This window comes from Prochlorococcus marinus str. MIT 0919 (genome assembly GCF_027359375.1).
Lineage (GTDB): Bacteria > Cyanobacteriota > Cyanobacteriia > PCC-6307 > Cyanobiaceae > Prochlorococcus_D.
Genome location: NZ_CP114779.1, coordinates 548,785 through 572,758, shown reverse-complemented (window position 1 = coordinate 572,758; position 23,974 = coordinate 548,785). Strand labels below are relative to the sequence as shown.

Sequence of the window (23,974 nt, the reverse complement as noted above, 5' to 3'; positions counted from 1 at the left end):
AATTTTATAAATCTCTTCTATGAGGAATTGTGTTTTAAACCTTTTGATAGTTTAGATTTTTAAGGCTTTTCTATTTAATAAAAATTCGAAATCAAAAGTATTAAATCGATTTTTGCTTAGTTCTTAGAGAGGGTCAATTTCCCTCCTAGGAATAAACTTGCTAGCTGCAACGGTGGAATAATTAGTTCTAATTTTATCAATTTATAATTCTCTGGCTTATATGCCTAGGTGATTACACCGAAGTAAAAGAACTCGAGCGTTAAGACGGATTTACTTTTAATTTTTATTCCGATAGACAGAAAGTAGGGCTATGGACAATTTGTCATTGTCGTTAGTTAAGTTCATTAGGAAGACTTGTCTGCTGGAGAGGTTTTCCGAAAAATCCAAATTTGGAGAATCATTATGGGAAATCAACTCAGCATGTCAGAGAAGCAGAAGTTCTTAAAATACTTATCCACTGATGAAAACCGTGTTAGACGTTTATTTGAAATGCAGAGGAGGAAAAGATCTTTGCAGTCCAAAAGAAACCATTTGAGGAGTGAGCTGCAATCAATAGAGAAATACTTAAATTTGTTAGATAGTCAAATAAAAGATCAAGAATCATTTGAACAGCTAAGTTTCAACAAATAGTCGGCTAGTGATGAAGACTTTCAGCGTTACTCAACTATCCATTAACCATAGAATTCGTTGCCAGGGTTGAATTATTTCAGTCATTTAGATGCTGAATAATATTGATGCCGGTAAAGCTATCACCTTAAAAGATCAGAATTTAAAGGTTGTTTCTACTGCATATCTCGTTGAATCAAAACCATTATTGCGATCAAAAGCAGTAACCATTAAACCAGGCTTAACACTTACCGCTTCTGAAACCTTGAACTGATAATAAAGCTCATAAGCGGAACCAGCGGGATCGTAATTATTGTTGCTGTCCCAGTCTGGAACTCTTGCCATGCCAGCACTTAATACACCAGGCCCAATGCCTAAATCCACCCCTACAGAAAATGTTGTTCCATTTTCGTAGTTACTTATCCCAACATCTATGAAGTCTAGACCAAAACTTACATCAAAATTTTCAGTAGGTGACCAGTACATTCCTAAGCCCAAAGCCTGTGGGTCCTCGTCAAAACTAAGCCCGGCGAGACTGAAAACAAGTTCTGAAACGGCACCACTTGGGCTATCAAGCTTAGTGTAAGCAACTCCTCCTCCAAAATTAAAATTTCTTGCGTCATACCCGGCAGTTATAGATAACCCATCAATGCCTTCATCTGTCCCAATCCCTAGAGTGGCATCAGATGAATTAACTGCGGCAAAACTCGCACCAAAATTAAACCCGTTACTTGCAAAGTAGGAGAAGCCAGCACCTGCTCCATTTACTCCTGAAGGTTTCGAGAATGCATTAGGCCCTATGTAATACCCCTTGAAAAAGAAGCTATTACTATAGGTTGACATAGTACTTGGAGATAGCTCATCTAAATCGTATTTAGGTCCTATTGCCAAAGTGAAATTTTTCATTGGGAACGAGTAATAAAGAGAATCAATTCTCAACTCGTCGGACGTGTTTGAGCTCGTCTCTAAAAGCAATGGACTGCTTGTGCTGTAATTCCCTGCTTCAAAACCAGCGTGAAGTATATCTTTGCCCGTAAAACTTGTTTTAAGAAGAACTTCGTATGAATAGATGCTATGAAGCGCTTCACTGTCTGTGGCACCATTCTCCCACGAAGCAGCACCTATAGTATATGTGGCCCCCCCAGAAAGCTTTGTTGTAGAGGAAAACTGGCCAGCACTCAACTCTTTAAGCTTGTACTCAAGTCCGTCAATACGACCTTTAAGGATTGCCATTTCAGATCGAAACTCTTCAACAAGTTGACTTGTATCAGAATCAAGTTCTTCTCCTTCTGCGATTAAATTGCTTTCAAGACAGTTGTTAACTAGGGAAGCTGCTTCGTAACGAGTAAGAGCAGAGCCATTGCGTAGATGTCGGACATGTTCATTATCTTGACAATTAAATCTATTAGTAAGGCTTGCTAGTGCTTCATAGGACCAGTCTCCAGGAGCAACATCTGAGAATTGAGCTTGAGTTTTAGTCTCTTGTTGGTGCTCACCATAGTTTGCAATATCAGTAATATTTACTTCAGTAGTATGTGCAGCTAATGGAGCTACCAAGCCTAAAGCAGCAGGAGCTAAAAAAAGTTTCCGAAAAAGGTTCATTTGGATTACTCACACAAATAGCCTGTATCCCAGGCTACGTCTAATTGTAGTTTACGCAACCATGCTATATGTCTTGTTGTTGTTGACGTTATTGACCTTGTAAAGGTATTTACTGCTTTTGCAATTGCCAAGCAAAAGTATGCTTTAAAAGTTTTGTATTACCTAATGAAGCTTGCTATATAAAGACATGTTTTATATAAACTCTTCTTATTGGATAAGCTCACTTAGTTCAAGCCACCTATCTTCTGACTTCTGAATGCATTCAACAATTTTTGCTAGCTCTATACTTAGTTGCGTAATATCCCCTTTGCCTTCTTGAATACTCTGTTCAAGTGACAACTTTTTACTGCTTAATAGAAGTAGTGTCTCGTCAATTTCTTTTAGCTCTATCTTCTCTTTGAAATTAATTCGCCGCGTACCTTCATTCTTCTGACCAATTACCTTATTTGACGTGGTCTTTTTTTTGCTTGCATTAGTAGAGGACTGTAAATGGGGTTTGGAATCGATAGTATGGTTTAGCTTCATAGCATTTGTTTTGTTTTGTTGCTCAAGGAAGAAACTGTAATTACCTTCATATCTGTTAAGGTTACCGTCTGCAATATGGAAAATCCTGTCTACCGTGCGATCAAGGAAATAGCGATCGTGTGAAACAATAACTACACAGCCAGGAAAATCTGCAATAAACTCTTCAAGGATACTAAGAGTGTTTATATCTAAATCATTGGTTGGTTCATCTAGTAGTAAAACATTGGGAGACTCTATAAGTAATTTGCATAATGCCAACCTTCTTTTTTCACCTCCTGATAATTTATTTATAGGGCTATACTGCTTCGCTGGTGGGAAAAGAAATCTTTCGAGGAGCTGTGAGGCAGAGATTTGCTTCCCTTTAATGTCGATACTTATTGCAGATTCTTCAATGAATTCGATTACTTTTTTTGTACTGCCTTTACCTGCATTTAAGTCCTCTGTATGCTGATCAAGATAGCCAATATGAATTGTCTCGCCTAATTTAATGCTTCCCCCATCAGGTTTTCTCCGGCCATCTAAAAGATCTAAGATGGTTGACTTACCAGTCCCATTAGGACCTATAATGCCTACTCGGTCTAGCTGATTGAAGCTATAGCTAAAGTCATTTAAAAGCGTCTTACTACTCTCTTTGCCATCAATTGTTAACCTTATAGACTCCGCTTCAATTACTATTTTCCCAATCCTTTGACTTTTGTAGATTATTCCCAATGGGATCTCTTTGGAGAATGAGGAGTTCGCTTGCATTTTAGCAATCCTTTGTAATCTGGCCTTTTGTTTGGTGCTTCTTGCCTTTGCTCCTTGTCGCAACCATGCTAATTCTTTTCTTAGGATTCCTTGAAATTTCTTTTTGCTTGCTTGTTCCAAGTTTTCTTGTTCAACTTTATGTTGGAGGTATTTTGAATAATTACCCGAGTAGAAACGAGTTGATCCACGGTTAATCTCTATCATCGAATTAGTTACGCTATCAAGTACATAGCGATCATGAGTTACGAGTACAAGTGCACCTTTATAACTTTTCAGCCAGCTTTGTAGCCATTCAATTGCTGATGCATCCAAGTGATTAGTTGGTTCATCTAGTAATAAGACATCAGGATTTGCAACTAATGCAGAAGCTAGTCCTACTCTTTTCCTATACCCCCCTGATAATTGGCTGATTGATTTATCCAAATCGTAAATACCTAGCCGTCTAAGGATCTCCTTGCATTGCTGCTCAAGGTTCCAGGAATTGGTCTCATCCATAAGCTCAGAGACATAGCCAAGCTCTTTTAAAAGCATTTCTGCTTCTGGGCTCTTCGCAACTGCTTTACTTAGCTCATTAAATCTAAGCAATAAGTCTTTTTTCTCTCCACAACCATCAAGCACTACTTCTAGAACTGTTTTCTGCTTAGTTAGTAAAGCCTCTTGTCCAACCAGCGATATTTTGAGTGACTTTGAGCAAAATCTTTCTCCTTTCGCTAAGGGCTCAGTACCAGCTATAACTTTCAACAGACTGGATTTCCCAGCTCCATTAGGTCCAATTAATCCAAGGCGTTCTTTTTTATTTATATGCAAATCCAAATCGCTAAAGAGATTATTAATGCCATAATCTTTTGAGGCTTTAACGAGACTGATCAAAGTCATTAAAATCTCCTTACTTGATCAATTTAATCAATCCTCTGACTAGTCTATTTGCAAATGCCAGCTCTTTTGAGAATAGGGTGAAAAAGCTTATAAGCTTCGGAAATATTTAACTTGATCGCTATTATCTATTATTGATTCCAATGCCATAACAAATTATTTAGAGATTTCTGATTTAAATCTGGTTATAAACCTTCATGCGTATTTCTATGAAATTAGGTGTTAAGACGCACTTGTTGAATGCTATTTCCGCAAGCATATTTTATTTAACTGCTTCACATTCGATGACCTCAAAAGCTCTCGATGACTTTATTGATGAATGCTTTGTTGGTAATGACCCAATTTGTAATTTGTATAGAGAAGACACTCTTTGGCTTGACGCGTATGCATCACGCTTAATTGCTGAAATGCCTACTCCAATAGAAGAAGGCTAATTGCCTTTGACCTTTTATAAGTGGAAGGATTTGCTAAAAACAATGGTTTTAGGTTGTTAATACAGGATATTTGATGGTGCCTGAGAGCCTCATGAAGATTGGTTTTTCACCAATTATAATGTCAAGATTAATGCCCAAATGGGAATAGTTATCAATGCTGTAAGTGTGCTCAAGGCGACTAGCCAGGTGGCTTTGTCTTTATCGCATGAAAATTTTTCAGCGATTAAAAGGACTGAAATTGCTGTGGGAGCAGCTGCTTGTAGGACTAATGCACTTCGCATTAAGCTAGGTAGCCTAAGCATTAGACACATAAACAACATTACGAAAGGAAACCCTATTAGTTTTAGAATAAGACTATTTTGAATGACTTTCAGTTGAAGCAGTATTGTCGATTCGTTGAAATCACCTATCTGGCTTAGTCGTATGCCAATGATTACAAGTGCTAGAAGAATTACTATTTTAGATGGTGCCCATAAACTGGACGTTATTTGTTCATGCCATGGAGTTAGATTAACTATAATCGCTCCGAAAAGTCCTTTACTTGCAGGGCTCTTAATTATTGCGTTAAAAAAACTTACTATTCTAGAGTGAACTTGTAATATGGAAGTCTCTTGTGTAAGGAGAAGTGGACCTATACTCCAAATAATTAAAGTTGCTCCGAGATCAAAACCTATACTGTAACTAAGTGCTTGACTAGGTAGTAGGGCAAGGCTAACAGGAATACCAAAATAACCTGTATTCCCAAAGATGCTTCCTAGCTGTAGAGTTCGTCCATAGATATTCTTTTTAATAAGTGGAGATTTGATGATTATTGCTGCTAATGAAGCAATAGCTAGCCATGCCATTAAAGCACCTTGTATTAACTTCCCATTGAGTCCACTTTTAAGAAGTATTCCCATTATGCTTATGGGAATACCGAACTGGATCAAGGGACTTGCAATTAATAACGATAAGTTTTCGTTGAATTTCCCAATTAAATAGCCAATTAGTAGGCATGGGATTAATTCAGTTAGAAGATGAATAATATTCATCGACATAGAGCCTTAAGTGTTGGCTAGCCTTGATATAAAGGAATCTTCATTACCTGCATTTATCCATCCAGTAGCGATAATCTTCTCAAAAGACTCGTTTACTCGACCTTTATGAATATGTGATAGTCCTGCTGGGAAAATTAAAAGCTTGCCGCGTTCTGCTTCTTCATAATGGTTTTGCCAATGGAACTCTGTTCCAGCTGAGTGGACATCATTGCAATAAAGGATCCAAGCGAGCACTCTATGAATTGGCTCTGTGGCTTCCTTGTCAGTAGCCCAGTCACAGTGCCATTTCTTAAAACCCTCTCCTGGTGCATAATGTTGAAGATTAAAAATTGGATTTACAAATAAGGATTGCTCAGGGCAACAATCTAAGAAGAGAGGGCGTTCTTTTAGATATCTATTTAATCCTGCTTTAACTCCTCGGATTATTACATCTGAAAGGGCCCATGCTTCCGGATCTGAGCGGTCAATCCCTACAAGACTTATATCTGTAGATATTTTTGCTGCCTCGGAAATATCATTTGCCCCGTTGTCAAAGGCAATCCCACGGTGGTGCAAATCAGTCCGACGATTGAAAAACGAAATAATTCCATCAGCGACTGTTTCAAAACCTTTATTTTGATAGGACGCGATCAGCTTCATTTGAAATTCACTTTTGAATCAATACTTGCATATCAAACTTTTTTAAATGATTGGATGAGACTAATTTATCTGATTAATTTTATTTCTTAGCTTACCTATACCCAGAATCTAAGTCTAGAATGATCACATTGGGAGCTTTTATGAGAATAGAAGATATTTCTTGGGAGGCAGAGCTTGATTTGAAAATGGTTGATTCTTTACTTCAGCAGGCAATTCAAACTAAGAAGCCTTTTAGGTATCAATTCAAAGACACAGAGAGTTATGTTAACAAGTTGGAAAATTTAGTTAGTGAATACGTTGGAACCAACTATGCATTGGGTGTTTCTTCTGCAACTAATGCCATTTTCTTAGCTTTAAAAGCCGTCGGTGTTTCTTCCAGTTCAAAAGTATTAATACCGGCGTTTACATTTACTGCTGTTCCAAGTGCAGTTATTCAGTGTGGTGCCGAGCCTATACTTGTAGATATAAATGAGGGTTATGTAATTGATTTTAGTGATTTGGAATTAAAAATTATTTCTTCAGGTGCTCAATATCTTTTGCTTTCTCATATGCGTGGCCACTTGTGTGACATGGATGAAGTGGTAAGGATTTGTAGGAAACATTCAATTTGTTTAATTGAAGATGCTGCGCATGCTTTAGGAGTTAAGTGGAATGGTAAATGTGCCGGCTCATTTGGTGTAGCAGGTGTTTATTCTTTACAGTCATATAAGGTCATCAATGCTGGAGAAGGAGGTGTTTTAGTTACTGATGATGCGGATATCTTTTGGAAATCAGTCTTCATGTCTGGATCCTATGAGAATAATTACATGCTGCACTCTAATCAAGCTATTAATATTGCTGAGAAGTATAAGAACTTTCTTCCAGTTTTTAATGTTAGAATGAATAACTTGACTGCTGCTTTAGCTATACCCCAGCTTCAAAATATAGAATTTACTATTGAGAAGTTAAATAATAATTATAATCAACTTATAAGGGTGCTTTCTTCGAATAAAAATATTTCATTTTCTCCAGGTTTTCAACAAATCAGACCAGTTAGAGACTCTGCTCAACTGAGACTAAAGATTGATGAAAGTTTAAGAAATGATTTCAAGTTAAGATTAAATAATATAGGTGTACCTATAAGTTATTTTGGCGGTGTAAATAATACAAATGCACGACTATATGAAAACTGGAAGTTCCTTGATTTGAGCACGTGCTCTCTTCCTAATACAAAGAAACACTTGTCAGATGTTTTTGATTTACGTTTGCCCATTCATTTTGACAGCTTAACAATAGAAACCGTTGCTGAAACTTTCTTAAATGTGCTTGAATCTATTTGCTTACCCAAATAGCATATTAATCTTTAATATCCTCTTGATAGTTACCAAACTGTTTACTTTTAATCATTTTGTATTGCCTGAATAATTAAAGATGTAAATAATAAGACCAAGCAAGTTTTTAACTTATGGAACTATTAGTTAAAGCATTTGAACGGCTTGGAGAAGAGAATAAACTTCTTCTAAAGAAAGCTCTTTTTGCAGGCGTGATACTTTATGTACTTCTTCTAGCTATCCATGACTTACTTCCATATGCACTTGCTGCTGGGGGATGTTTCTATCTCTATAGGTGGTTAAGCAAAAATAATACTACTTAATCATCCGTAATTTGTGAGAATAAATTTCTCCAGGCAGTTACATGCAAAATTAGAATTAGTTTTTACTACGATTAAATAAACACCTTGAATTAAGTTACAGCGTTTATTCTTAAAGAGATTTTCAATTTTTTAACCCCTTTACACTTTTGCGGAAGTTTTTTTCCCGTCTTTAAGAAATTTCCTATAGGACTTGTCATTCCAATAGCAGTCTTCATAAAAGGTTAAAATAGAAATAGCAACCCCAGCGAAGAGGAAAGCTCCTATCACAAGCAACAAATAGATAACTCCATCAGAAGGCTTCCACACCTCTGTGAGCTCGGTAAGAAAGATTAGATTTTCCATATCTATAGACTCGCTATGGATTGTGCTAAAAACCAACTGGAAGAAATACTCAAATATTGACTAACAAGCCTTTCTCTTCTAAATCTGCCCAATGGGGTCCCTTGTCTTTATTATCTCAATGCTTTGAAATACATTACTGTTGCACTTAAATTTTCCTAGAGATGCTTAACCACATTGACAACTAACTTTTTGTACTGAATTATTTTCAATGGATCACATATTTTGATTGGTGATCTCATGCGACCTAATCAAATCTTTATAAGGCTTAATTTCTATTGAAGATAACAGTTAAGTTATTAGCTGGCATTCTTATAATATCTTTTCTCTTAAAGCCATAATAAGATGCAACTTTACTTACCTCTTCAAGATCCCTAACTCCCCAATCTTTATTACTTAGCTTTAGGGAAGAGTCAAATGACTCATTACTTTCGCAAGTGTGAACGCCATTCTCTTTGAATGGACCATAGAGTATCAGTGGCGAATCTTGCTTAAGCTGGGATCTAGCACCTTTAAATAAAGATTCTGTGCAACTCCACTCAGCTACATGGAGCATATTGATGCAAACGATGGAAGTTAGCTTTGAAATTATCTCTTTTGATAAAGTCCATTGATTGTCTTTAACATCAAGGTCAATAGGTTTAGGCATTAACATTTTTAGTCCTTTCCAATGAATCCAGGCATCAATGCTTTCTCTATAAGAAGGATTTGGCTCACTAGATTGCCAAATTAATCCTGGAAACAAACATTGAAAATATATGGCATGTTCTCCACTCCCACTTGCAATCTCAAGTACAGTGCCATGCTTAGGAATGTGCTTTTCTAAAACCTTCCCAATTGGGTATCTATTTCGTTGTGTCGCATGGAAGAAAAGCCTTTTGTCCACCTAGACCACTATTGCTACACCTTGATTTTGATGAAAATATCTTCTTTGGCTTTCTTTTATAACGTACTTACATGAATAATTCTTTTTTATAGGAGTTTCCTTTTATTAGCCTGATTCCAAGGGTTCATTTAATAAAGAGTAGTAATTTACTGATTTCAGTGATAAAAAAGGAGATTTTTATTTTGTTTGATTTGTTTCGAATATTCTTTAGTATAATCTATACATATTTATAGTAGTCAATAAGTTCCCTAGAAATTCTAAACTCTTTAAGTAAAATCTTAATAGTCCTTCTATTTGCCTTTCTTATTAAATACCATTGAGGAAGTATCAAAAGAACTTAAATGAAGAAAAAATTTCTTATTAAAAGAGAAGATGGAATAAATGATGAAGTAACTAATCAAGAGTTTGATAAATATGACGATGCTTATATGTTGCTGGAAGAAATTTGCGGTGACTTGTGTTGCTCTGATGCTGACTACGAAGATAGACCATATTATGAGATTGTAGAGGAAGTGATTGATTAAATCGAATTAACCTAAATGGTTACTTCAATTAGAACCTTTTCCCATTATTCTTAAACTTTATTAGTTGTTTTTAAAACTACTTTGATTGATACCAAGAAATCCTATTATAAAAGTGAATCCCAATAGAAATATTGTAGTCATAATAAAGACTAGAGCTATAAAGCTTAAATCAGCCTTTAGAAAGTCAGAAGCCAGATAGATCTGTTCAAGATAAGCATCGCTTAAACTATACATTCTCAACCTCTATCACCATGGGTATGAGCAATGCCCATTTCATGCATTCGCGCATGCTCGTCAATTGTATCTTTAAGACCGTTTGCACCTGGCCCAAATGAGCTGTACATCCCGTAAGCAACTGCTCCAAACAGAAAAAACAATATCAAGCTGATCAGAAGATAGGGAGCAGCATGTGTGTTTGTAGATTCCAATACTTGTAAGTGAAACTATAAAATATCATTACGAATAATCGAGATATAAGCAATTAAAATTTTAACAATATATTAAATACTATTTGCCAGTAAAATGTATTTTTTATTGTTTATCTATGTGATTTTTGATCTTCGATATAAATGTACGCTAAATCTGTTTGATCTATATAATTGTTTGTAGCTTATGCTAATTATTTATGTTTTTACTATCAATCATCAATTCTTCTTAGAATATTTATCATAGGTACTAAACATTTCTTACTTTACCGCATTCAGATGTCGAATTATTCTTTAGGCTTTGTCGGTTTAGGCTCATTAGGCTTGCCTATAGCCAAAAATTTACTAACTGCAGGTCACAAAGTTAAGGTTCATACTCGTAGTCGTTATGCAGAACAAAATTTGAAATCATATAAAGCAGTCTGTTGTGCAAGCCCGAAGGTTGTTGCAGAAGAGATTGACGTTCTGTTTATTTGCGTAAGTGATGATACTGCGGTCCAAGACGTTATTTTTGGAAACTATGGAGCGTGTGAGAGTCTTAAAGCAGGAAGTATAGTTTTAGACCTCTCGACGATCAGCCCACGCATGGCTAGATCATGCGCAAACAAACTTGCAAAACTAGATATTCAATATTTTGATGCTCCTGTAACAGGTGGTACAGAAGGTGCCATCAATGGAACTTTGACTATGTTTTTAGGCTGTGAGGATGCAGTATTTAAAAAATATCATTCTATTCTTAAATCTATTGCAATTAATTTCTATAATTTTGGAGAAGTTGGGAAAGGACAGGAAGTTAAAGCTATTAATCAAATATTAGTTGCAGGAACTTATGCAGCAGTAGCAGAAGCAATAGCGCTTGGACAAAACTTAAATTTACCAATGACAGAAGTGATTAAAGCTTTACAAAAAGGCGCAGGGGGTTCATGGCCTCTTGTTAATAGATCAGATGCAATGCTAAATGACTATTATCCTTTGGGGTTTAAACTATCTCTTCATAATAAGGATTTATCGATAGCTTTAGAGGCGGCTGAGAAGGTAGGTTTAAACCTTTCAATTACATCAAAAGTCAAAGAAATAGAGCAAGAGCTTATACGAGCTGGTTATGGAGATCATGATATATCCGTCCTAAGACGAGCTTTTAGATCTGCTAATTTAAGCTGTAATTAATGACAAGAATCAATTTAGTAGAGCCTAGTACATTGTCTGACCAGCATTTGATTGCAGAATATCGAGAGATTTTTATGGTTGGATCCGCTTTGCAAAGGTCATTGAAATCAAAGAATTGGAGTTTAACGAAGAAGACTCTCCCTGAGGAATTTACTTTAAATAAAGGGCACGTTAAATTTTTTTATAATAAAGGTAAGTATCTTCATAAAAGGTATTTAGCTATTGTTGATGAAATGAAAGCAAGGGGTATGAAGCCTGATCCTAAACGCATTTTCAAGAAGGATCAATGGCCTCAGGATATGTATAATGAATGGAAGCCAAAGAACAAAGATTTAATGATAATTATGCAACGTATACAGCACAAAATTAATAAAAAACCAGAGTGGTATAGGTGGACAGAAAGAAGAGATGTCTCAGGTTAATCATTAATAAAACTATGGAACCTCTACGGTAGTGAGATGAATAAATAAATGGCAAAAAATTCTCGATATATAAGCTTAGAAAGCCTTGATGGATGTAGACTTTGTATTGGAAATTACCCTTGCTTTATTTATAATGCTACTGGTGGGGGAGGATTGGCTTCTGTATCATCTAGCAAGGATACTAATCTTAAGCATTTAAATTTCGATGTAGACGAGTTTTCAATACCATCATTGAATTGGCGTACAACAAAATTCTTAGGATTACCTTTACCTCCTGGTTTGTTAATCGATATGCAGATGGATAAGCTAGAAGGTATGCTCAACAAGCACAGTGGGGATATATCTCTAAATTTTGAAGCAAAATTCTTTTTGAAAATTTGGCCTAATATCTCTTTCCCTGCTTTATGCGTATCTACCTTTTTGAAGACTGGAGTAATCACTTCAAAGTTTCAAAAGTTTTATGGATCCCCCCTCGACCATACACAAAATGCAACTTTGGTAGGCGTTGCTCTCATACCAGTCACTAATAATACTCTTCTAAACCTCTTTCTTGATTTACCTAATGAATCATTAGCTTGTCTTAAGTGTCAGTTTAAAGAAGTATCTTAGGTTATGAATAAAAGAGAATAACAAAACCTTTCTTTGAGTAATGAGACTCTCTTTCTTCCCTACTAAGATCAAGTCCAACCTCTAAACCTTCTTTAAGCGCATCCTCATAAGAATGCTTTGTGAAATTCTTTTCTTTTTGCTTGCACAAGGCTGCTATCCCAATAGGGGTAGCATGCCATAGGAATTTATCAGTCTGACCAATAGCTGGTTCTTCTAGCGATTCCTCTAATAATCTCTGAGTGGTCATTTACTAAAAGAAAAACTCTCTACACATTCGCAAGAATTTTTCGAAATTGAGACTTATTCTTTGCTTTCAGGACAATATTCCTCGAAACATATAAAAAAAGCACTTTTCAGTGGTTTTTTGATGTACAAATAACTACTAAAACCAATTTATAATCTTCTCTCTAAATAGAAATATAGAAATGAATATGTTAAAAATGCTAAGGACTAGAAGATCTAGACTCCTAAACCAAAGAATGAATTAGCTACGAAAAGGATGCTGAAGATTATCAGGAAAGCTAGTCCGACCCAGCATAAATATTTCATGAATGGTCCATACCGATATTTTTTTGAGACTAGGGGGCTATTGATTGTATCCATTGCCATCCAGGCAAAAATTGGAGCTGTTAGAAAACTTCCTGTCATTGCACCAAATACAAAATCTTTTACACTTACTCCTCCAGTCTTTGCAATTAATAATGCGACTAAAGCTGCAAATATATGAGCGACTATCCAAAAATCCAAACGTTTCTTTTCAGAAGTCGATGATAAGTGACCCTTGTCTATCCCTTGAAGAAGTCCTTGAGTAGCTGATATTCCGCGAGGGTAGGCATCTAGACATGTCAAGGTTGTACTAAACATGGCTGCAAATGAAGCTGGAATAATTATCCATTGAGCCCAGTTTCCCATTGATTCTGTATATAGTCGAATAAGATTTTGAGCAAATGAGACACCACTTCCAGACATCATCCCCTCACCTGTTCCATACATAGTGAAGGCACCGAGAGTGACAAAGAATATTGCAGTCACAACAGTAATTAAATATCCAAGGTTAAAGTCAAATTCTGCTTCTTTAACATTTGCCTTGTAGTTTGTTTCCTTTGATCTAGAGAACATCCAAAGAGAAGGCCATACACATAATTCAACTGGTCCAGGCATCCATCCCATTAAAGGTATTAAAAAAGATAAGTTAGATAATGACCAAGGACTTGGCTCGCTGTTTAACAAAGTGCTTGTCACATCACCTACCGCCCCCCGACTTACGATTGAAATAACAGCTAGACAAGTTAAAAAAGCTAGTATTGCAACTAGTAATTTTGAAATACGATCTAGAGCTCGATAATGACCTAGAAGTAAAATTAAACCACTGATAACTAAAACGCCTATGGAAAGATCCATTGGCGGAAAAGGCCTGAAAATAGGAATATTAGTCAGAAGTAAGCCAGATACAAAACTTACTGCGGCAATTGTAAATGTACCGGTTACCAAGCTTACAGATAAGTAAATTGGTAAATATAAAGAGTTACGAGCCTTAAAACCTTCTAATAGAGACAAGCCAGTTGCGGCTGTAAAACGAGTCCCAACAAGTAAGAATGGATATTTAATTAAATTAGTGAGCAAGATTAAAGCTAACAATGCAAATCCATATTTAGCTCCTGCTGTAGTAGATGACATCAGATGAGAGCCTCCAATGCATGCACCAGCAAGTAATATGCCAGGGCCGAGACTTTTTTGAAGACCCTCCTTGGATAAATTCATTTATCAAAGTTAATTGAATTTATCTTGATCACTTCACTACATGTTGTCTTATAGAAATAACAAAAATAGATGTTTCCTGAAATTACATTATGAATATATCTTTCCAACTATTAGCGTGTTCTTCAGTTGTAAGTACTGGAATTACTTGAGAGGTCAGTTTACCTCCTTTTGAAAATTGGTAAATTAATAGCAGCGACTTGGTTTAGTAATGACTAGTGAAAACTTTTCTAATAGAAACATTGCACGACAAAGAAATGTTGAATTAAGAGCAAATAACTCATCTGCCGGGAAACATTTCTTTGGCTTAGCAACAAACTTCATGCAAAAAGGAAAACTAATGATTCTCTACAAATCTCTTCACTTGATAAGTCATGTATTTTCTACGATGGCATTATTGGTTATAGCTTTTAGCATTTTGCCTATTAGTAGGGAATCAAGAACTTTTAACGACTGTGTTCAGGAAAAATACGTTTTTGGACTTGATGCTTCTGATGCAATTTATTTTTGTAATGGAGGAAGGTGAATTTTGTTGTTAATCTACTGACTATGACAATAAACGTATCCCAAACTCAAGTTGAGACCTCAACTGGAAAAACAAAGATGCTTGGAGAATATTCAGGCAAAGTGCTTTTAATCGTAAACCTTGCTAGTTATTGCGGAAACACCCCTCAATATGCTGGTTTGCAAGAACTAGAAGAAAAGTATAAAGCGAGAGGGTTTTCTGTTCTTGGATTCCCATGCAATGATTTTGGAGCTCAAGAACCTGGCACTTTGGATGAAATAAAAGAATTCTGCTCTGTGAAATATGGCGCCAATTTTGAGATTTTTAATAAAGTCCACGCAAAAGGAAGCACAACTGAACCCTATACAACCCTAAATAAAGCTGATCCTTCAGGAGATGTAAGTTGGAATTTTGAAAAATTTTTAATTAGCAAAGAAGGTAATGTAATTGCTCGTTACGTGCCAGGGACACTACCTTCTAGCGACGAGCTTGTTAATGCTATAGAAAAAGCCTTACAGGAATAATTTACAAAATAGCCTTCCATAATATTACTTCGCTATAAACATAAACACTAAATAATATATATTAGATATATCAAAATAAATCAAATAATCAGCCTGACATAAGTAAATGTAGCCAATAAGCTAATCATAAAAATCGAAGTAGCACCTTCTCTTTCTCCTGGGGGAGACTAAGACCATTACATCCTTTACAGTTCTCAATATAATATGTTACAGTTCTTAATGACCGCACCTCGATCTTAAGCAGTATTTTCATGGAGTTAAACCCCTACAAGCCTTTCAAGCAATTTTTTTTGAAGATTGGCAAAAAATTATAATAGGAATTTCATAATTATAAATTAAAATTATTTATTGTTTGAATGTTTAATTATTGATATTTAATACCAAAAGAGACTTATCTCCTTTATGGTTATAGGTTTTATTCGCCTTTGGAGCAGAGAATAACTCTTTGGCTAATAGTCATCTCATTTAAACTTGTTAGGGTTTTATCCTCCACGCATTCGTTTATATATTTTGCCCTTTTAGCAATTGGAATAAGCGTTAGGACCCCTGATATCAAGGCTAATGTGCCTACAAAATACAATCCAGTGTGGATAATTTTTTTAGGTGTTATTTTCCGCTCTTCCAGCCTGGCTCTTATTGCCCTCTCTTCTGCACGTTTTTCTTCAGCTATTTTTGAGTCTTCCTGGGCTTTCCTTTCTTCAATTCTTCTTTCACGCTCTTCAGCTAGTTTTTTCAAGGCACTAATTTCTGCTTGCTTCTTTGCCTCTTGCTGACGTTTAGTTATTTCTTGTAAATACCTTTCTCCTAGGGCAAAGCCCAAAGCAAGTGGAGCAAGGAAAATAGTTTTGATAAATGGTAATGAATCTTTTACTTCTTTTATTACTGGCTTGATCTCCTTTGCAAAGTTATTTTTTTCGTCATTCATCGCTTGATCTCAACGCATAGTACTAATCTGATTGTTTTTTGTGCTTACAACCACCCCAAGCACATAAAAAATGACAAAAACATCTATTTATGTTTAAATTTCTCTTTCAGAGGGTGCCAATCCTAATAAAGTCAGTCAAATCGAGAACCTAACTAGCAGTAGTTCTTTCTTCTATGGTGGGAAATAATAAGTAATAATTACCAATGGCACTTTCCCTTTATCTGAGATAAAACTATAAAAATGTTCCAATTTAATGATTCATAGTATTTCATTGCAATTTCTCTTTACATTAGTTGCCCTTACCTTTTTACTTAGGATTGCAAAATAATCTCCTTCATCATTCTTATTGCTAATTTATTATCATGAACTCCAATGAAAATAAGGATTTAGATCATAAGCATCGTCAAAGCCTCGATCAGGCTCAAGATCAAAGGCTTGATGAGATGTTTCATGAATTAGAACTATGTAATATCGAAAATATGTCTGAAATAACACATGACAAAAACAATTCATAGAATATATTTATTACTTAGCTGGAACTTCGAAGTATGTTTTGTAGATAACTAATTATATATGAACACACTTTAATTTATTTACTAAAACCTTATCTCTGCCCTTATAAATATTGAATATCATAATATTCTAAATATAGGAGTAAATGTACTTAAGATGAATATTTGCAAAATAAATCTTACAACGCCTTTGTTATTTTAATTGTAAAATCCTAGACTTTATACTAAATAGATTAAGCCCTGTAAAAAATGTCAAAATATGACCTTCAAAGATTTATTGAAAAAATAGATCAATTAAATCAACTTTTAGAGAATATAGAGAATAATCCCCTTCGTTATAAAGAGTTAGAGTCTTGCTCAACTCATAATGAAGTTGTTTTATTGGCTAGAGAGTGGGGGTATGAGATTGGTAGAAGGTGGGGAGAAGGGTCTCCGTAAAGATAACAATTTTCTGTTTCTAAGTTAAGCAGCTTTGTTTTCTTCCTCGGTGATCACGTCAATTACTTCTTGTGAAAAATCAATTATTGCCTTGTCTTCATCATCAAAATCATTAACAATGAATCCCCGTGGCTCTTCAAATGTTTCTTTGCGGTAATTTTTTTTAGAAAAATCATCTATAGTTTGAGATGTATTATTTGTTAGCAAATCTTGAATTAGTAGCCTAAAAAGCTTTCTAAATGTGTAGATTAGACTTTTTATATTAGAAAGGATTTCATTGGATACCTCCTTGATTTCAGAATGTTTTTGACCTTTTGTTATTAGAGCAAATGCAGTCCAAAGAGAAAATCCAATAATGAAATAACTAAAAAGAACAAGCATTAGTAAATTTTTAACTTATTCTAAAAATCACTCTTATAATTTTTTTGGCAAGGATAAATTGATAGATCAACACACCTTTTAAAGTAAATTTCTAAAACTTAACGAATGATTGACATTAACTATAACTCTCATGACTGTTCATTCTTATAGCTTATTTGAGCATTAGGAATGTTTCTTAAAAGAAGCTTAGCTCATTTTGATTTTCCTTTAATTACCTTGATACTGCTTGCAGATATATGGGCTTTTTTTATTGCCTCCTCTACTGTGTCCCCTTTCGCTAAAGCTATTCCCATCCTCCTTCCTTTCTTGCAGTTTGGTTTTCCAAAAAGAAAAACTTTTGTATCTTCTACCTCTAGCGCTTTCTCTAAGCCAGTATATGCCACTTTCGAGAATGTATCTTTAGCTAGGATCACAGTACTTGCAGAAGGTTGATTTGTTGTGATTATTGGAATTGGAAGATTTAATATTGCACGAAGATGAAGTTCAAATTCATTAATATTCTGACTTGTAAGAGTTACCAAGCCTGTGTCATGAGGCCTTGGGGATAATTCTGAAAAAACCACACCGTCTTTTGTGATAAAAAACTCTACTCCAAACAATCCGACTCCACCAAGTGATTGAGTTATAGTTTTTGCGATTGATTTAGCTTCTTCTAACTGATTTTTATTTATTTCTGCTGGTTGCCAGCTAGATTGATAATCGCCATCTTTTTGCAGATGAGCAATAGGTGGGCAAAAGATAGTGTTACCATTTTTTTGTCTAATTGTTAGCAATGTAATCTCAAGATCAAAGCTTATAAATTCTTCTACTATTACTTTGTTAGAAACTCCTCTAGCTCCATCAATAGCTATTTGCCAGGCTTTAAGAAGGTCTTTTTCTTCTTTGACGAGTGATTGGCCCTTCCCAGATGAACTCATAACTGGTTTAATTAATATTGGGTATTCGAAAGCCTTTACTACACTTTTAAGCTCTTCACTGTTAGTTGCGTAAGCAAATTTTGCAGTCTTCAAACCAAGTTTTGTGGAAGCAAGATTTCTGATTTTGTCTCTATTCATTGTTATCGAAGTCGCTTCTGCATTTGGAATCACGGTAATTCCTTCACTTTCTATTTCATGCAATACATTTACCGCCAGGGCCTCTATCTCAGGTATTACTACGTCAGGTTTATGTTTCCTGATTATTTGTTTTAATTCAATACTGTCTGACATGTTCAAAACCTCAGCCTGATCAGCTACTTGCATTGCTGGTGCATTTGGATATCTATCACATGCAATAACATTGCAACCCAGGCGCTTGGCGGCAATGCTAACTTCTTTCCCTAGCTCTCCACTCCCTAAAAGCATTAAGGTCTTCGGGAATGTGTTCATAGCAATTTTCCAGATAAAGTTTATGTTCACTTCTCTTATACCAGCTAAAACTGAAAATATTGATTAACTTTTTATGTTTAAACTTTTTTCAGTTGCGCTGGGATTGAACCCATTAGAAATTGCGGTGATAATAATTGCTGGCCTTGGATTTCTACTGATGTTTGGGATTAGTTCAGCAAAAGGTGGTTATCAGGATCTTATTAAAACTACATTGGATAATGATGAGCGAAAAAGACAAAAGAGAAAATAGTATCCAGTTAAAGTAATAGTCGCATCTATCAATAGACAATTAAACCGTATCTTTATCTATTTGGAAAGAATTGTTTGCGTACTTTCTGAAAAATAAAAATCAAACCTATAGTCATCAAAGTTAAGGAAAAAATTGTTTTTAAAAGTATTATTAAAAATATAAAACCTGCTAAAATCAAAGCCATCACTGTAATTTTTGGATATAGATGCTTCGCACCTATGCCTTCATTGCTATTAATTGGAATTATTTCTGGTTCAATAGCCAAGGCTGCAATAATTTAAAGTCATGGCCAACATTAATCCATCCACTTATAGAGTGCAAAAAAAAAATGCCCTATAGAAGGCATTCTTAAAACTGTTTTTGTTTAAACAAATCAATACGATGTTATTAGTCCTCATATGTCGATGATCTTTCACTTTAAGTAACTACTCAGTGTGCCTTTTTACTTGCTGCCCTATTTCTGTGACTAAATAAAAAAGATAGCTAGTATGTTTTATAAGTTTATCTACCAATTCGTGTCTCTTAAAAGATCATTCATTGCATCCGCTCTTGCTTTAGGATCTCTTTCAATCCCTGTAAGTGCTGACACTTACACTGGAGACCTTTCAGAAGATCTTGGTGGGAGTGTTTCTACTGACACAAGCGGCCTATATATATCCGTAGGAGCAGGTGCTTCAAGTACTCAAGATATTAACCATTCTAATCTTGACCATTCTACTGATGGAAATTGGGCTGGAGAAGCAGCTCTTGGCTACAGGTTTAATAAAAACTTTAGGCTGGAAGGCTCTTATGCATTTAGCGCTTTTGAAGTTGATGGTTCTAGTGTGATAGAGGATGTTTCAGTGCATTCATATTTTATAAATGCTTACTATGACATGGCGAACGACAGCAGCTGGACTCCTTACTTAGGTTTTGGTTTTGGCGAAAGTCTTGTTGATACTGATGCAAGTTTTGATGGAGATGAAACAGCAGGTACTAGACAACTTAAATTAGGTGTTTCTTATGACACTGCTTCCAATGCTGACTTCTTTGGTGAAATTGTATGGCAAGGAATAGATGAGATTGATGTTAATGAAGGAACAAATATTGACAATTTCGATATTTGGAAAGGTCAAGTTGGTATTAGATTTAGTTTCTAGTCTCAGCAGTTGTTAATCATTTAAGTTTATAGCTTTTATCTGAAAACTACTTTCCCATAGTTAAATCAAAAATAGGGATTATAAAAGAACCTCAAAATCTATTTATAAATAGATTTTGAGGTTCTTTTATTGGTACACACTCTACCTAATCTTTTATGTGCCACTACAGATTAAAAAAGCCCTTGAGTATAGAAGGGCTAAAGAGCCTACTGCTCCTCATTACCCCGCCAATCTCCCCTTTTGTTGATTTTTGGTTGAGGAAATAGTACGTAAACTCTATAAGTGTTGGTTCTTTGACCATCAGCTAGACAAACCCGCTATTTATGGGGGTTGTTTTTTTCATCGCTTGGTTTAAAAATTAATTATCCCCATCACCTAGGCCCCGTATTAAGCGAGGGCCTTTTTTTATCTCTGCTTATGATTAACTTCATTTATAGATTTATATGTGTATTCCTCTCTGATTAATTAGTGTCTTCTACTTCTCCTTCTTTGCTGAAGTTTTCTTTTGTATTTCTCAACAGGTGTTTCGTGGTGACGCAAACGTTTTAACTCGCCAAAAATTCCGGCTTTTGAAACTTGACGCTTAAATCTACGAAGCGCTGATTCAATGCCTTCGTTCTCTCCAACAGTTACTTGAGTCAAAAAAGAAACCCTATCAAGCACTAAACCTACCACTTGATAGAAAAAATATTCCAATGAACTTCATAAGTAGGTAATCAAAAGCAACGTGATATAAGGACTCCTTTATGCTTTTCAAAAGTAATGCTCCAAATGCTTTTACATATGGCACTCAAATCTGAAAGCAAGTGCTCATTATTTCCTTCAGAGATCCATTGAGCTTTTATTTTAGGCAAGTTTTCTTGTATTTCATTTAAAGGCATTTCTAGAAGAAGTAGACTTTTCCCACCTGCAGCTTGTCTTATTGCTGTTTGTTGACTCTTATCCATAACTCTTAACAAGATTTCCAAGGCAATCTCCTTACCTTTATTAGAAGGGCCATCATTTTTATTTATGGACTCTTGCAAGGATTTTCCACCTATTGGCATTGTTCTAACGCCATTTTGTTCAATTAGTGCGATACCTATCAAATATGGCAAGCTTGTCATTTGTTTAGAGTCTCTAAGCCATTATTAGCAGTAAAATCAAGATCTAGTAATTGTGAATCACAATGGCTTTGGATGATCTCAAGGCGTTTCTGCAAACTATGCAAAGTGACTTGAACCTTAAAGAGAAAGTTCTAGCTTCTTCAACTGCTGATGACGTAGCTCAAATTGCGTTGAAACTTGGATATGAATTTTCAGGCGATGAATTATTGAGATTTTCAGGTAAAAAAGTTGGGAAAGTGACTGTGCGAAAAAATGATGTTCCAGGGGAATACAATTAATAAACTTATAAAGAGGGCTCTTTGAAGTCTCTATATACTTTTATTTTTTAGCAAACCAGGAAAAAGTAAAGTATGTTATGAAATAGACTAATCTAAACTAATTAGTTCAACTTTTAATTCATAGAAATCATTATGTCTTCAGAAGAATTATTGAATAACATCGATAAAGATAATGATTGCACGAAACAATTTAGGAAAGCCTATGAGAATCGATATACATGGGAACCTGGTTTCTCTGGTTATAAAGGTATTTGTGAAGTTGATAATGAGTATGGTAAATATGCAGGCTCATTTGTATTGCCTAAAGATTGTAAACCTATAATTAAAGGTCTTTCTAATAAGGAAGCAGAAAAGGACATATATTCTCAATTATGGGAAGTGTCTATTCATCGTATTAGAAGGCCTTTTGAAAAAACACATGGTCAAAATACTTTTAAATCAGGTGAGATTAACTCCACAGGCCTAGAAATTTTGGTTGATGGTAAGAATAAAGGAGATAAGTATAGGATTAAAGACAATACGGTAACTATGGTTTACCGACACATACATGGAAGTTTAATCAATATTTTTACCGAAAAAGTTTTCTATACCCCTAAAGGTTATTTAAGCCAGGTATATACAAGTCAAAACTTAGATCCAATTACAAAGAAACCTTCAAGTGCAAAAAGGACTTTTATAGATGAATTTACACCCCTCAGAGAATGTAGCACCTTCGTACTTTCTTCAAGAACTATAGAAGCTCAAAGTTTTTTGAACCAAAAAGCATTAAAAACATGTTATAAATTTAATAATTTAGAGAAACTTTAGTCATTATCGACTATCTTTTGAAAATCAATTCATAATAAATCAATGGAAAATAATATACTGGATAAGCAAGTAATAGAAAGAATCTGTTTGCATATGAATAACGATCATAAAGATACATTAAAATCATTCGCTAGTTTTTATGGTGATCTTTCTAATCCAATTAATGTAAAAATGATATCCATAACACCAAAACTAATGAAATTAGAAGTGGATGGTGAGAACCTTGACATTTACTTTGATCATACCCTTATAGATAGTAAAGATGCCCATAAGACATTAGTTGATATGGCAAATTCTTTATCTAGCTCAAACTAAATATTATTCTAAACTATTTCAGTTATTAAAAAGGAGTGTTTGGAATAAAGTGAAGAATTAAAAATCCTATTCCAGCTGCAAATAACACTGAAATGCCAATCGCCAGTAGACCTGGGACCATTCCACCACCTTCTTCTGAGCCCATCGGATGATTCCTTAATATGGTTTTATACATTGTATTCAATAAGGCTCATTAATTCATGCGCAAATGATTAACTATATGCTTTGGAAAGGATTTTTAGGCATTCTACGGTTGCATTCATTTTTAAGACTAGTTAACTCTTGAACTTCTTTTTTGTTTAAATTCCATTTGGTGGCTGCGGCTGCTTCTTTAGCTTGTTTAGGAGTTCTAATTCCAACAATGGGTTTGGTTCCATGTGCTCGACACCAATTTAAAGCCACTTGCGCTTGTGAAACATTCCTATATGCGGCAATTTTCTGAAGCCCTTGCCTTAACTCTTCACTAGAGTCTAAAAGCCTTAAGTAAATCTGTTGCCTTATAAAAGTATTAGCTTTTTTAATTGTTCCAGGAGGTATTGTAAGCACCCCTAAAGCCAAAGGAGAATAAGAAATAATTTCAATATTTAATTCTTCGCATACATTTTTGATTTCATAAAAACTATTGGATTCAGGAGAAAGTAAGGAGAATTGTATTTGTAGGCTTTTCAACGTGACATCTCTGTTCTTGAGTCGATTATGTATAGTTCTCAATCTTTTAGCACCCATATTGGAAACACCTAGTTCAGGAATGACACCATTTTTTACTAGATCACCAAGTCCATCAATCAATTGCAATTCCTGCCATGGAGCATAATTGTAAGTACTCCAATGAAGTTGCACTCTATCAATTTTTCCCTGAAGCCGATTGCTACTATCATTTAGGGCCTTAAGAAAACCATTCCTTCCAATTCTCCATGGATACGGAGCTAATTTGGTTGCAATTATAAGATTTTGCATCTTAGCCTTGGGAAGTTCTTTTATAAATTTCCCTAGAAGGAGCTCACTTCTTCCAGCAAGTTTTCCAGTTCCATATGAATCAGCAGTATCAATAAAATTAAGGCCGCTTTTAATGGCTTCTTTAAAGGTTTCTTCTAAAATAAGGTCTTGTTTTTCTGGTGAATATCCCCAAAGAAATTTATTCCCCCAAGCCCAAGTCCCAAATCCAATAGAAGACAAATCCTTAGAAATATTTAATACAATA

Annotated in this window: 33 protein-coding genes; 17 read left to right on the top strand and 16 right to left on the bottom strand. The window is 35.1% G+C overall.

What is annotated here, in order from left to right; translation table 11 throughout:
* Nucleotides 1–402: 402 nt before the first annotated feature.
* Nucleotides 403–630: a hypothetical protein gene (locus O5635_RS03225; RefSeq protein ID WP_152557309.1), complete on the top strand. Its 228-nt coding sequence runs from the start codon at nucleotides 403–405 to the stop codon at nucleotides 628–630.
* A 132-nt stretch (nucleotides 631–762) separates the two neighbouring features.
* On the opposite strand, the gene O5635_RS03220 is transcribed toward O5635_RS03225, so the two are convergent.
* Both O5635_RS03220 and O5635_RS03215 read right to left on the bottom strand, forming a co-directional pair.
* The gene (locus O5635_RS03220; protein ID WP_052042958.1) at nucleotides 763–2,208 is read right to left on the bottom strand and encodes an iron uptake porin; all 1,446 of its coding nucleotides are present in this window, start codon (nucleotides 2,206–2,208) and stop codon (nucleotides 763–765) included.
* 207 nt (nucleotides 2,209–2,415) lie between these two features.
* Entirely contained in the window at nucleotides 2,416–4,356 is a 1,941-nt protein-coding gene (locus tag O5635_RS03215) for an ABC-F family ATP-binding cassette domain-containing protein (protein WP_269607938.1), read from the bottom strand.
* 281 nt (nucleotides 4,357–4,637) lie between these two features.
* Between O5635_RS03215 and O5635_RS03210 the strand changes: the two genes are divergently transcribed.
* Nucleotides 4,638–4,787, top strand: a complete 150-nt coding sequence (locus O5635_RS03210; protein WP_193742026.1) for a hypothetical protein — start codon at nucleotides 4,638–4,640, stop codon at nucleotides 4,785–4,787.
* A gap of 113 nt (nucleotides 4,788–4,900) precedes the next feature.
* Here the strand turns inward: O5635_RS03210 and O5635_RS03205 are convergent, their stop codons facing one another.
* Together O5635_RS03205 and O5635_RS03200 are read right to left on the bottom strand one after the other, a co-directional pair.
* Nucleotides 4,901–5,818 carry an AEC family transporter gene (locus tag O5635_RS03205; RefSeq protein ID WP_036902561.1) on the bottom strand — a complete coding sequence of 306 codons (918 nt, stop codon included), beginning with the start codon at nucleotides 5,816–5,818 and terminating at the stop codon, nucleotides 4,901–4,903.
* A 12-nt stretch (nucleotides 5,819–5,830) separates the two neighbouring features.
* Entirely contained in the window at nucleotides 5,831–6,463 is a 633-nt protein-coding gene (locus O5635_RS03200; RefSeq protein ID WP_036902562.1) for a 2OG-Fe(II) oxygenase, read from the bottom strand.
* A gap of 140 nt (nucleotides 6,464–6,603) precedes the next feature.
* Here O5635_RS03200 and O5635_RS03195 point away from each other — a divergent pair, with 140 nt between their 5' ends.
* Nucleotides 6,604–7,794 carry a DegT/DnrJ/EryC1/StrS family aminotransferase gene (locus O5635_RS03195; protein ID WP_152557335.1) on the top strand — a complete coding sequence of 397 codons (1,191 nt, stop codon included), beginning with the start codon at nucleotides 6,604–6,606 and terminating at the stop codon, nucleotides 7,792–7,794.
* Nucleotides 7,795–7,907: 113 nt separating this feature from the next.
* Nucleotides 7,908–8,096 carry a hypothetical protein gene (locus tag O5635_RS03190; RefSeq protein WP_036902564.1) on the top strand — a complete coding sequence of 63 codons (189 nt, stop codon included), beginning with the start codon at nucleotides 7,908–7,910 and terminating at the stop codon, nucleotides 8,094–8,096.
* 138 nt (nucleotides 8,097–8,234) lie between these two features.
* Here O5635_RS03190 and O5635_RS03185 read toward each other — a convergent pair whose 3' ends face one another.
* Together O5635_RS03185 and O5635_RS03180 are read right to left on the bottom strand one after the other, a co-directional pair.
* Complete coding sequence (locus O5635_RS03185; protein ID WP_269607935.1) at nucleotides 8,235–8,438, bottom strand: hypothetical protein; 204 nt, start codon at nucleotides 8,436–8,438, stop codon at nucleotides 8,235–8,237.
* Between the two features lie 265 nt (nucleotides 8,439–8,703).
* Complete coding sequence (locus tag O5635_RS03180; RefSeq protein WP_036902565.1) at nucleotides 8,704–9,321, bottom strand: DUF938 domain-containing protein; 618 nt, start codon at nucleotides 9,319–9,321, stop codon at nucleotides 8,704–8,706.
* Nucleotides 9,322–9,662: 341 nt separating this feature from the next.
* Here O5635_RS03180 and O5635_RS03175 point away from each other — a divergent pair, with 341 nt between their 5' ends.
* From O5635_RS03175 to O5635_RS03155, 4 genes are all read left to right on the top strand, one after another.
* The gene (locus O5635_RS03175; protein ID WP_036902566.1) at nucleotides 9,663–9,845 is read left to right on the top strand and encodes a hypothetical protein; all 183 of its coding nucleotides are present in this window, start codon (nucleotides 9,663–9,665) and stop codon (nucleotides 9,843–9,845) included.
* 704 nt (nucleotides 9,846–10,549) lie between these two features.
* Nucleotides 10,550–11,437: an NAD(P)-dependent oxidoreductase gene (locus tag O5635_RS03165; protein ID WP_036902568.1), complete on the top strand. Its 888-nt coding sequence runs from the start codon at nucleotides 10,550–10,552 to the stop codon at nucleotides 11,435–11,437.
* Complete coding sequence (locus O5635_RS03160) at nucleotides 11,437–11,859, top strand: pyrimidine dimer DNA glycosylase/endonuclease V (RefSeq protein WP_036902570.1); 423 nt, start codon at nucleotides 11,437–11,439, stop codon at nucleotides 11,857–11,859. Before O5635_RS03165 ends, O5635_RS03160 begins: the two co-directional genes overlap by 1 nt.
* A gap of 48 nt (nucleotides 11,860–11,907) precedes the next feature.
* Nucleotides 11,908–12,468 (top strand): hypothetical protein, encoded by a 561-nt coding sequence (locus tag O5635_RS03155; RefSeq protein ID WP_036902571.1) that lies wholly within the window; start codon nucleotides 11,908–11,910, stop codon nucleotides 12,466–12,468.
* Nucleotide 12,469: 1 nt separating this feature from the next.
* On the opposite strand, the gene O5635_RS03150 is transcribed toward O5635_RS03155, so the two are convergent.
* Both O5635_RS03150 and O5635_RS03145 read right to left on the bottom strand, forming a co-directional pair.
* Nucleotides 12,470–12,715, bottom strand: coding sequence for a hypothetical protein (locus tag O5635_RS03150; protein WP_036902572.1), 246 nt, complete (start codon nucleotides 12,713–12,715; stop codon nucleotides 12,470–12,472).
* Between the two features lie 212 nt (nucleotides 12,716–12,927).
* Nucleotides 12,928–14,229 carry an NRAMP family divalent metal transporter gene (locus O5635_RS03145; RefSeq protein WP_036902573.1) on the bottom strand — a complete coding sequence of 434 codons (1,302 nt, stop codon included), beginning with the start codon at nucleotides 14,227–14,229 and terminating at the stop codon, nucleotides 12,928–12,930.
* 208 nt (nucleotides 14,230–14,437) lie between these two features.
* On the opposite strand from O5635_RS03145, the gene O5635_RS03140 reads away from it, so the two are divergent.
* Nucleotides 14,438–14,752: a hypothetical protein gene (locus O5635_RS03140; RefSeq protein WP_052042961.1), complete on the top strand. Its 315-nt coding sequence runs from the start codon at nucleotides 14,438–14,440 to the stop codon at nucleotides 14,750–14,752.
* 23 nt (nucleotides 14,753–14,775) lie between these two features.
* The gene (locus tag O5635_RS03135) at nucleotides 14,776–15,255 is read left to right on the top strand and encodes a glutathione peroxidase (RefSeq protein ID WP_036902575.1); all 480 of its coding nucleotides are present in this window, start codon (nucleotides 14,776–14,778) and stop codon (nucleotides 15,253–15,255) included.
* Nucleotides 15,256–15,670: 415 nt separating this feature from the next.
* Here O5635_RS03135 and O5635_RS03130 read toward each other — a convergent pair whose 3' ends face one another.
* Nucleotides 15,671–16,180: a hypothetical protein gene (locus O5635_RS03130; protein ID WP_036902576.1), complete on the bottom strand. Its 510-nt coding sequence runs from the start codon at nucleotides 16,178–16,180 to the stop codon at nucleotides 15,671–15,673.
* A 362-nt stretch (nucleotides 16,181–16,542) separates the two neighbouring features.
* Between O5635_RS03130 and O5635_RS03125 the strand changes: the two genes are divergently transcribed.
* Nucleotides 16,543–16,695, top strand: coding sequence for a hypothetical protein (locus O5635_RS03125; RefSeq protein ID WP_193742027.1), 153 nt, complete (start codon nucleotides 16,543–16,545; stop codon nucleotides 16,693–16,695).
* A 246-nt stretch (nucleotides 16,696–16,941) separates the two neighbouring features.
* On the top strand, nucleotides 16,942–17,130 hold the full coding sequence (locus tag O5635_RS03120) for a Nif11 family protein (protein ID WP_036902578.1): 189 nt from the start codon (nucleotides 16,942–16,944) through the stop codon (nucleotides 17,128–17,130).
* A gap of 24 nt (nucleotides 17,131–17,154) precedes the next feature.
* Here O5635_RS03120 and O5635_RS03115 read toward each other — a convergent pair whose 3' ends face one another.
* Nucleotides 17,155–17,511, bottom strand: a complete 357-nt coding sequence (locus O5635_RS03115) for a hypothetical protein (RefSeq protein WP_036902579.1) — start codon at nucleotides 17,509–17,511, stop codon at nucleotides 17,155–17,157.
* A gap of 191 nt (nucleotides 17,512–17,702) precedes the next feature.
* A complete protein-coding gene (purT, locus tag O5635_RS03110) occupies nucleotides 17,703–18,878 on the bottom strand; it encodes a formate-dependent phosphoribosylglycinamide formyltransferase (protein WP_036902580.1) in 1,176 nt (391 codons plus the stop codon).
* 103 nt (nucleotides 18,879–18,981) lie between these two features.
* Between purT and O5635_RS03105 the strand changes: the two genes are divergently transcribed.
* Entirely contained in the window at nucleotides 18,982–19,128 is a 147-nt protein-coding gene (locus O5635_RS03105) for a hypothetical protein (protein ID WP_269607926.1), read from the top strand.
* A gap of 52 nt (nucleotides 19,129–19,180) precedes the next feature.
* Here the strand turns inward: O5635_RS03105 and O5635_RS03100 are convergent, their stop codons facing one another.
* Nucleotides 19,181–19,393: a hypothetical protein gene (locus O5635_RS03100; protein ID WP_036902581.1), complete on the bottom strand. Its 213-nt coding sequence runs from the start codon at nucleotides 19,391–19,393 to the stop codon at nucleotides 19,181–19,183.
* A 250-nt stretch (nucleotides 19,394–19,643) separates the two neighbouring features.
* Between O5635_RS03100 and O5635_RS03095 the strand changes: the two genes are divergently transcribed.
* Entirely contained in the window at nucleotides 19,644–20,267 is a 624-nt protein-coding gene (locus O5635_RS03095; RefSeq protein ID WP_036902582.1) for an outer membrane beta-barrel protein, read from the top strand.
* Nucleotides 20,268–20,732: 465 nt separating this feature from the next.
* Here O5635_RS03095 and rpsU read toward each other — a convergent pair whose 3' ends face one another.
* Both rpsU and O5635_RS03085 read right to left on the bottom strand, forming a co-directional pair.
* Nucleotides 20,733–20,909 carry a 30S ribosomal protein S21 gene (rpsU, locus tag O5635_RS03090; RefSeq protein WP_036903605.1) on the bottom strand — a complete coding sequence of 59 codons (177 nt, stop codon included), beginning with the start codon at nucleotides 20,907–20,909 and terminating at the stop codon, nucleotides 20,733–20,735.
* A 74-nt stretch (nucleotides 20,910–20,983) separates the two neighbouring features.
* Nucleotides 20,984–21,373 carry a hypothetical protein gene (locus tag O5635_RS03085; RefSeq protein ID WP_036902584.1) on the bottom strand — a complete coding sequence of 130 codons (390 nt, stop codon included), beginning with the start codon at nucleotides 21,371–21,373 and terminating at the stop codon, nucleotides 20,984–20,986.
* Between the two features lie 62 nt (nucleotides 21,374–21,435).
* On the opposite strand from O5635_RS03085, the gene O5635_RS03080 reads away from it, so the two are divergent.
* The 3 genes from O5635_RS03080 to O5635_RS03070 all read left to right on the top strand — a co-directional run bounded on the left by O5635_RS03080 (nucleotide 21,436) and on the right by O5635_RS03070 (nucleotide 22,773).
* The gene (locus O5635_RS03080) at nucleotides 21,436–21,651 is read left to right on the top strand and encodes a Nif11-like leader peptide family natural product precursor (protein ID WP_036902585.1); all 216 of its coding nucleotides are present in this window, start codon (nucleotides 21,436–21,438) and stop codon (nucleotides 21,649–21,651) included.
* 132 nt (nucleotides 21,652–21,783) lie between these two features.
* Nucleotides 21,784–22,458 carry a DUF3386 domain-containing protein gene (locus tag O5635_RS03075; protein WP_036902586.1) on the top strand — a complete coding sequence of 225 codons (675 nt, stop codon included), beginning with the start codon at nucleotides 21,784–21,786 and terminating at the stop codon, nucleotides 22,456–22,458.
* A 42-nt stretch (nucleotides 22,459–22,500) separates the two neighbouring features.
* Nucleotides 22,501–22,773: a DUF2470 domain-containing protein gene (locus tag O5635_RS03070; protein ID WP_036902587.1), complete on the top strand. Its 273-nt coding sequence runs from the start codon at nucleotides 22,501–22,503 to the stop codon at nucleotides 22,771–22,773.
* Between the two features lie 25 nt (nucleotides 22,774–22,798).
* On the opposite strand, the gene O5635_RS03065 is transcribed toward O5635_RS03070, so the two are convergent.
* Nucleotides 22,799–22,948, bottom strand: a complete 150-nt coding sequence (locus tag O5635_RS03065) for a hypothetical protein (RefSeq protein WP_193742028.1) — start codon at nucleotides 22,946–22,948, stop codon at nucleotides 22,799–22,801.
* A 41-nt stretch (nucleotides 22,949–22,989) separates the two neighbouring features.
* Complete coding sequence (locus O5635_RS03060; protein WP_081934293.1) at nucleotides 22,990–23,949, bottom strand: aldo/keto reductase; 960 nt, start codon at nucleotides 23,947–23,949, stop codon at nucleotides 22,990–22,992.
* Nucleotides 23,950–23,974 lie beyond the last annotated feature (25 nt).

Coding starts and splice junctions, on each gene's coding strand:
- O5635_RS03125 (WP_193742027.1), top strand. CDS start 16,543: ATGAACTCCAATGAAAATAAGGATTTAGATCATAAGCATCGTCAAAGC.
- O5635_RS03185 (WP_269607935.1), bottom strand. CDS start 8,438: ATGGAAAATCTAATCTTTCTTACCGAGCTCACAGAGGTGTGGAAGCCT.
- O5635_RS03215 (WP_269607938.1), bottom strand. CDS start 4,356: ATGACTTTGATCAGTCTCGTTAAAGCCTCAAAAGATTATGGCATTAAT.
- O5635_RS03140 (WP_052042961.1), top strand. CDS start 14,438: ATGACTAGTGAAAACTTTTCTAATAGAAACATTGCACGACAAAGAAAT.
- O5635_RS03130 (WP_036902576.1), bottom strand. CDS start 16,180: ATGAATGACGAAAAAAATAACTTTGCAAAGGAGATCAAGCCAGTAATA.
- O5635_RS03160 (WP_036902570.1), top strand. CDS start 11,437: ATGACAAGAATCAATTTAGTAGAGCCTAGTACATTGTCTGACCAGCAT.
- O5635_RS03190 (WP_036902564.1), top strand. CDS start 7,908: ATGGAACTATTAGTTAAAGCATTTGAACGGCTTGGAGAAGAGAATAAA.
- O5635_RS03115 (WP_036902579.1), bottom strand. CDS start 17,511: ATGCTTGTTCTTTTTAGTTATTTCATTATTGGATTTTCTCTTTGGACT.
- O5635_RS03155 (WP_036902571.1), top strand. CDS start 11,908: ATGGCAAAAAATTCTCGATATATAAGCTTAGAAAGCCTTGATGGATGT.
- O5635_RS03220 (WP_052042958.1), bottom strand. CDS start 2,208: ATGAACCTTTTTCGGAAACTTTTTTTAGCTCCTGCTGCTTTAGGCTTG.
- O5635_RS03205 (WP_036902561.1), bottom strand. CDS start 5,818: ATGAATATTATTCATCTTCTAACTGAATTAATCCCATGCCTACTAATT.
- O5635_RS03085 (WP_036902584.1), bottom strand. CDS start 21,373: ATGACAAGCTTGCCATATTTGATAGGTATCGCACTAATTGAACAAAAT.
- O5635_RS03075 (WP_036902586.1), top strand. CDS start 21,784: ATGTCTTCAGAAGAATTATTGAATAACATCGATAAAGATAATGATTGC.
- O5635_RS03135 (WP_036902575.1), top strand. CDS start 14,776: ATGACAATAAACGTATCCCAAACTCAAGTTGAGACCTCAACTGGAAAA.
- O5635_RS03150 (WP_036902572.1), bottom strand. CDS start 12,715: ATGACCACTCAGAGATTATTAGAGGAATCGCTAGAAGAACCAGCTATT.
- O5635_RS03120 (WP_036902578.1), top strand. CDS start 16,942: ATGTCAAAATATGACCTTCAAAGATTTATTGAAAAAATAGATCAATTA.
- purT (WP_036902580.1), bottom strand. CDS start 18,878: ATGAACACATTCCCGAAGACCTTAATGCTTTTAGGGAGTGGAGAGCTA.
- O5635_RS03080 (WP_036902585.1), top strand. CDS start 21,436: ATGGCTTTGGATGATCTCAAGGCGTTTCTGCAAACTATGCAAAGTGAC.
- O5635_RS03070 (WP_036902587.1), top strand. CDS start 22,501: ATGGAAAATAATATACTGGATAAGCAAGTAATAGAAAGAATCTGTTTG.
- O5635_RS03210 (WP_193742026.1), top strand. CDS start 4,638: ATGACCTCAAAAGCTCTCGATGACTTTATTGATGAATGCTTTGTTGGT.
- O5635_RS03165 (WP_036902568.1), top strand. CDS start 10,550: ATGTCGAATTATTCTTTAGGCTTTGTCGGTTTAGGCTCATTAGGCTTG.
- O5635_RS03195 (WP_152557335.1), top strand. CDS start 6,604: ATGAGAATAGAAGATATTTCTTGGGAGGCAGAGCTTGATTTGAAAATG.
- O5635_RS03200 (WP_036902562.1), bottom strand. CDS start 6,463: ATGAAGCTGATCGCGTCCTATCAAAATAAAGGTTTTGAAACAGTCGCT.
- O5635_RS03225 (WP_152557309.1), top strand. CDS start 403: ATGGGAAATCAACTCAGCATGTCAGAGAAGCAGAAGTTCTTAAAATAC.
- O5635_RS03175 (WP_036902566.1), top strand. CDS start 9,663: ATGAAGAAAAAATTTCTTATTAAAAGAGAAGATGGAATAAATGATGAA.
- O5635_RS03065 (WP_193742028.1), bottom strand. CDS start 22,948: ATGTATAAAACCATATTAAGGAATCATCCGATGGGCTCAGAAGAAGGT.
- O5635_RS03145 (WP_036902573.1), bottom strand. CDS start 14,229: ATGAATTTATCCAAGGAGGGTCTTCAAAAAAGTCTCGGCCCTGGCATA.